The sequence below is a fragment of the Methanocalculus sp. genome, from assembly GCF_030651615.1.
Taxonomy (GTDB): domain Archaea; phylum Halobacteriota; class Methanomicrobia; order Methanomicrobiales; family Methanocorpusculaceae; genus Methanocalculus.
Genome location: NZ_JAUSCG010000030.1, coordinates 1 through 6,145, shown reverse-complemented (window position 1 = coordinate 6,145; position 6,145 = coordinate 1). Strand labels below are relative to the sequence as shown.

Genomic DNA, 6,145 nt, shown 5'->3' with positions numbered 1-6,145 from the left:
TCGCCAGCATCAACCGGATATCGTGCTGATGGATATTGTCCTGAAAGGGGAGATGGATGGCATCACCGCATCAGGCATCATCAAGGAAGAGTTGAGAATACCTGTCCTGTATCTGACAGCTTATGCTGATACACAAACGATCAACCGGGCGAAAGTAACCGAACCCTATGGGTACATCATCAAACCTTTCGAAGAGTCCGATGTGGTCACAGCAATAGAGATTGCTCTTTATAAGGCTATGATGGAGAGTAAGTTGCGCGAGAGTGAGCGGTGGATCAGGACGATGACCAAGAGTATGGGCGAGGGGGTTATCGCGACCGATACCGATGGACTGGTGAAGTTCATGAATCCGGTTGCTGAGATGCTCACCGGTGTGAATGAGGAGAAAGCAGTTTTACAGCCCTCATCTAAGATCTTCCCGATTGAGGTTGAAAAAGCCGCTTTGACTGTGGCTGATCCGGTGGAGATGGCGCTTACCGACCAGGATATCATCTCATCCGATGATGATGATAGAATTGTGCTGATCGCAAAGGATGGAACACGACGGTATATTGAGTATGTGGCAACCCCGATTCACGATGACCGGGAGAGACTTAACGGAGCAGTGCTTATATTCCGGGACATAACCGAGCGTATCAGGATCGAAGAGATGCTCAGGCGTGTCATTCCCGGGAAGAGGGATACTCCGCTGCGTGATCTTCTCAAAGAAGAGATGGCGAAGAAATAACAATTTTTTTTGTCCCGTATGGACAGTGATTGCATTGGTGAAGATGAGGGTCTGACTCCATCAGAGTCTGTTCCAATACCGGAATTGTCAGGCCACCTTCTTGTCTTTTACCCGGAAGACCTCTTGTGCCGCTGCCATACCGTTGAGGGCTGCCGGGAATCCTGCATAGAGCGCCATCTGGATGATGATCTCTTTAATCTCATCACGTGTACATCCGACAGAAAGCGCCATATCGATATGTGCCCGGAGCTGGACCGGGGCGGTGCCGAGTGCCGTGAGTGCTGCAACTGTTGCAATCTGGCGGGTACGCAGGTCAAGTCCGGGTCTTGAGAGTATATCTCCATATGCAAATTCTACCGTAAATCTGGTAAGATCGGATGTGGTATCCTGTAATTGTTCGAGCATCGCCAAAACGGGCGTTCCACCCATCTCTTCAAGCTGTGCGATTCCCTGCTGGTATCGTTCTTCTGACATCAGAGCAGTATTCTTCATGATAGCAGATAATCAGGGCGGTTCTGTGGTACGGTGTGACCGGAGAATCCCTGGAATGTATCGGGAAGAGAACACATACAACCTTATCCCGCCAGCACCGGAGAAGGTCACCTGTTTACTCGCTGTGGGGGATCTGCTTCATAGATATCTGACCTGGTATGATAATTCAACGGACTAAAGGAGAAGGAGTTGAAATTTTTTTAAAGGGTGTGGTAAAAATAGTTCACAGTGCCCCAGCCCGGATTTGAACCGGGGACAACCAGATCTTCAGTCTGGCGCTCTCCCAGTCTGAGCTACTGAGGCATTGGGATTACAATATTGGCCAGTTTCCTATTTAATACATCCGTTTTGTCTCTCTCAAATAACGGTTCACCGCCCCCATTTATCAACCAATGGTGCAGATATATAGCCATGAGATGGCCCTTTAGCAAACCTGAAAAGAAGCAGGGACCGACCCTTGAGGAACTGGTCCGCAATCGGACGCAGAAGATCGTCCATCTGACCCACAATGACCTCGATGCCGCCGGTGCCGATGCCATTCACAGACGGGTTTATGGGCACGACGCCATCTTCACCGTCTTCTCGTCGGTCGGCAGGTTTACGAAGAACCTAAACTCCATCGCAAACGTCCCAGGAAACGGCGATCTCATCTCCATCTCGGACCTTGGTTTTCAGAAGGGGGCAGATGATGCAGCGCGGCGGGCAAAAGCTTCCGGCTGGCGGATCATCTGGCGGGACCACCACCGATGGAAGAAGGAGGAGATCGAACGGGTTTCGCAGTACACCGAGGAGCTCACTGTTGATACTTCCACCTGCGGGTGCGGTCTCGTCGCACGTGCACTGGCACCAGACGATCCCATCTCTGTTAAGGTCGCCCGGATCGTCTGTGATTACGACCTATGGACTCACAAAGACCCCCGGTCTGCAATCCTCGGTCAGATCGGATCGATCAACAAGAACCTGCGTCCCCTCCGTGATCGGCTTGAGCAGGGTGTCTTCTCCGACGACTGGATCAACGAGACCTATGCTGCCATCGACAGGGAACGGACGATCGCCATCAGAAAGAGCATCAGGAGAATGAAGATACGGGAAGGCCGGTTCCGGATCGCCTTTGCTCCCCTCATAAACTACCCAAGTGAGACCGCCGCCGCCATCAGGGAAGAGTATAAGACCGATATCGAGGTGATCATCTCGGAGAACGGCCGATTCTCACTCCGGTCAGCACCCCCGATAAGCCACCTCATAGCGGCAGAGTTTGGGGGTGGCGGCCACCCGAATGCATCCGGTGGTTCATTCCCCTTCACCTTCTGGGATAAGGTTTTCTTCCGAATCCTCGGAAGAACCTCTCACTTCGACAGGTTCGTCTCCGTTGCAGAGGCATTACCTAAGGAGAAACGATCCTGATACGAGGTCTTCCCAGTATGAGGCGTCTCCCGAAGGGGCAAACCCTCCGGTCATGATGTTGTCGGAATCGACGAGATCTATCGCCCGCCTGAGGTCGCCCTCACCGGGTTCGATCACAATAACATTCCGCACCGTATAGGATCCCATCAGCTCTTCAAGGAGAGGGAGCAGTTCCGGTCGGACTGCAATATCCCGCTGGATCTCCAGCACTTTTTCAAGGCTTCTTTCTGTTGGTTTTGCCAGATACCAGAAGACACGCCTGCCCGTGATCAGCTCACGCTCAATTGGAGTCGGCTCCGTATCCGAGAGGAGGATATGCCCATACACGCCTTCATCCCGCATCGTCCTGAGGAGTTGCCGAAAGGCCAGTACCTCATCTTCATCTGCTGATCCGGTGGACGGAAGCGACCACCAGCAGTTTCTTTGTATTGATGAGACCGCTCTGATATCACCCAGTATCTCATCCATCGGTGCATCAGGAACGATCCCCTCTGCCATCCTGTCCCGATAGTACCATCCCCCGGCAGCAGGGAGATCTACACCCTTCTGTACTTCGATGGTCTTCATCAGATGGAATGTCGTAACATCGCCGCCGATTCCTGCGCGGGTCTTTGCCCATGCGGCAAGATCGGCAACAGACGGAGTATCTACCTCTGATCCGAGGCCCCGTACCGGGATCTGCAATCGCCTAGCCATAACTTACACTGTATTTATACGATCCCCCGCAAAAAGGATACTGATGAGTGGGAAACCAAAACTGGTCACCTGTGGACTTCCCTATACCAATGGATTGTGTCACATCGGTCATCTGCGGACCTATGTGCCCGCAGACTGCTATGTCAGGTACCTCCGGAGAGTGGGAGAGGATGTCCTCTTCGTCTGTGGTTCGGATAACCATGGGACACCGATAGTCGTCTCTGCCGAGGAGTCGGGCACCACACCGAGGGCGCTCTCTGAGCGGTATCATACCCACTTCAAAGAGACCTTCGAACGGATGGGTGTTGTCTTCGATCACTTCGGGATGACAGACAACGAAACAAACCATGCACGTACGAAATCTATCATTAATCGGTTGATCGATCGGGGGTATGTCTACTCCGAGATCATTAACCAGAGCTACTGCACCTCCTGCGAGCGTTTCCTTCCGGACCGGTACGTCGAAGGTACCTGCCCCCACTGCGGAAAACATGCCCGTGGTGATGAATGCGATCAGGGGTGCGGCCGCCATCTCGAACCAGGTGAGATCCTCGATCCGACATGCACCGTCTGCCGGACAAAAGCCGAAACCCGCCAGCAGGAGCATTACTTCTTTAAACTGAGTGCATTCCGCGACTACCTCCTTGAGTACCTGAAAGACTTAAAGGGCACACTGAACGCGAGAAACTATGCGATCGGCTGGGTGGAGAACGAACTCCGTGACTGGTGCATCACACGAACCCTGAACTGGGGAGTCAGGTTCCCCGGAAACGAGGAGCTCGTCGTCTATGTCTGGGTGGATGCCCCGATCGGGTACATCTCCTTCACCGAGGAGTGGACGAAGGCCCACAATGATGACTGGCGGCGGTACTGGTGCGGAGACGGTGAGGTGACGCATTTCATCGGGTCAGATATCATCTACCACCACTGTATCTTCTGGCCCGCTCTCCTCCAGGCTGCAGGGTATGGATCTCCCAATGCAGTGGTTGCCTCAGGCATGCTCAAGGTTGAGGACCAGAAGTTCTCAAAATCCCGCGGCTATGTTGTATGGGCAAACGAAGACTACCTCGATGTCGGTCTCCCCTCCGATTACCTCCGGTACTATCTCCTCAGCTACACAAGCCACACCAAAGAACTGAACTTCTCATGGAAGGCATACCAGGAACGGGTAAACAACGAGCTTGTGAACACGCTTGGTAACTTCATCTACCGGACCATCTATTTCGCCGAGGATAAACTCGGAGGTATCCCCGATATCCGGGCGCGACCTGAGATCACAGAAGAGATCAGAAAGACCAGGGCTCTGGTTGATGATGCCTTCCGGGCATTTGAGTTTAAGATTGCCGTTGACGGCATCATGACTTTTGCTGCGTTTGGAAATAATTATATCCAGAAGAATGCACCCTGGAAACTCCTGAAGACAGATCCGGCAGAAGCAAAGGCTGTCATTGCAGACTGCCTCCAGATCGTGAAGGCGTTAGCCCTCCTCCTTGAGCCGGTTCTCCCTGACTCTGCAGGAAAGATCTGGGAGATGCTCGGATACGATACGCCAATTTCTGGACACCATCTTGATGAGGCCGATACCCCGCTCTCAGGAGTCACATTACGAAAAGCCGCTCCGCTCTTCACAAAGCTGGACGATGAGAAGTATGCAGTCCTCGAATCCACCTTTGCGGGGCGGGTCGAGGCAGCAAAGAAGAAGCAGGAAGCACATGAGGAGAAGAAACAGATGGTCACCATAGATGAATTTGGTAAGATGGATCTCCGTGTCGGCAGGATACTCTCGGCTGAACCGATCAAGGGGTCAAAGAAGCTCTTAAAGATTGCAGTTGATATCGGTTCAGAGAAGCGGCAGGTCGTTTCAGGTATCGCTCCATTCTATACTCCTGAAGCACTCGCCGGTTCCCTTGTGGTGATGATCACAAACCTTGAGCCGGCCACGATCTTCGGAGTCGAGAGCAGGGGAATGATCCTTGCCGCAGGCGATGATGCCGCCCTCCTCCTCCCAAATCGTGATGTGGAACCCGGCACAAAGATCCGGTGATCACCGGTACCCGGCAGAGAGAATATCTGCCCTGATCCGCTGCTGGTGAAGAGCCCCCCGGGTCTCGACTTCCACCTCCACCTGCACTTCGGTCGGGTGGAGATCTTTATTCTCCCTTTTCTGTGCAATATCAAGGATGTTCCCCCCTGCTTCTGCGATCACCAGGAGGAGTTCTGCAAGTGATCCAGGCCTGTCATCAAGGGTGACAGAGATGCTCATCACGCGGTCACGTCTGATCTGGGCTTGTCGTATCACCCGCTCAAGGAGGGGGAGATCGATATTGCCTCCCGAGATGACGAGCACAACCACGCTCCCACGAGGAAGACTGATCCTTCCTGATAGCAGAAGTGCAAGCGGTGTTGCACCTGCCCCTTCAACGATCAGCCGTTTTCGTTCAAGCAGGAGGAGGATGGCATCGATCATCTCCTCCTCTGTGACTGTATGCATCTCATCCACATATCGTCTGATTAACTGAAGCGGGAGTTCCCCTGTAACAGGAACCGCGATTCCATCTGCAACAGAGCGTTTTGGGACGACGGTTTCACGTACTCCTGAGGTAAATGCCCTGTATGCGGCATCACAGGCAGCAGACTGAACTCCGATGATACGGATACCTCTTCTTTTACCATTCATCGCCGTAGCAATCCCTGCGATCAAGCCACCTCCACCGACGGGGACGATCACGACATCCGGCGTCTTGAGCTCTTCGAGTATCTCTGAACCTATTGTTCCTGCACCGGCGATCACCCCCTCGTCATCATAGGGATGGATGAAGTAGAGAC

6 protein-coding genes and 1 tRNA gene are annotated in these 6,145 nt (G+C 53.1%); 3 read left to right on the top strand and 4 right to left on the bottom strand.

Annotated elements, in window-relative coordinates:
• Positions 1–727: PAS domain S-box protein (locus Q7V06_RS01220; protein WP_304836878.1), on the top strand; the 727-nt coding region annotated here is incomplete at its 5' end.
• 87 nt (positions 728–814) lie between these two features.
• Here the strand turns inward: Q7V06_RS01220 and Q7V06_RS01215 are convergent.
• Together Q7V06_RS01215 and Q7V06_RS01210 are read right to left on the bottom strand one after the other, a co-directional pair.
• Positions 815–1,201 carry a carboxymuconolactone decarboxylase family protein gene (locus tag Q7V06_RS01215; RefSeq protein WP_304836875.1) on the bottom strand — a complete coding sequence of 129 codons (387 nt, stop codon included), beginning with the start codon at positions 1,199–1,201 and terminating at the stop codon, positions 815–817.
• 247 nt (positions 1,202–1,448) lie between these two features.
• Positions 1,449–1,522 (bottom strand) — tRNA-Phe (locus tag Q7V06_RS01210).
• Between the two features lie 108 nt (positions 1,523–1,630).
• Between Q7V06_RS01210 and Q7V06_RS01205 the strand changes: the two genes are divergently transcribed.
• A complete protein-coding gene (locus Q7V06_RS01205; protein WP_304836872.1) occupies positions 1,631–2,623 on the top strand; it encodes a DHH family phosphoesterase in 993 nt (330 codons plus the stop codon).
• Here Q7V06_RS01205 and Q7V06_RS01200 read toward each other — a convergent pair.
• On the bottom strand, positions 2,600–3,319 hold the full coding sequence (locus Q7V06_RS01200) for a hypothetical protein (protein WP_304836868.1): 720 nt from the start codon (positions 3,317–3,319) through the stop codon (positions 2,600–2,602). The two genes, Q7V06_RS01205 and Q7V06_RS01200, sit on opposite strands and share 24 nt — an antisense overlap.
• Positions 3,320–3,362: 43 nt before the next feature.
• On the opposite strand from Q7V06_RS01200, the gene metG reads away from it, so the two are divergent.
• Positions 3,363–5,363, top strand: a complete 2,001-nt coding sequence (gene metG, locus Q7V06_RS01195; protein WP_304836866.1) for a methionine--tRNA ligase — start codon at positions 3,363–3,365, stop codon at positions 5,361–5,363.
• Here metG and Q7V06_RS01190 read toward each other — a convergent pair.
• Positions 5,364–6,145: pyridoxal-phosphate dependent enzyme (locus tag Q7V06_RS01190; RefSeq protein WP_304836863.1), on the bottom strand; the 782-nt coding region annotated here is incomplete at its 5' end.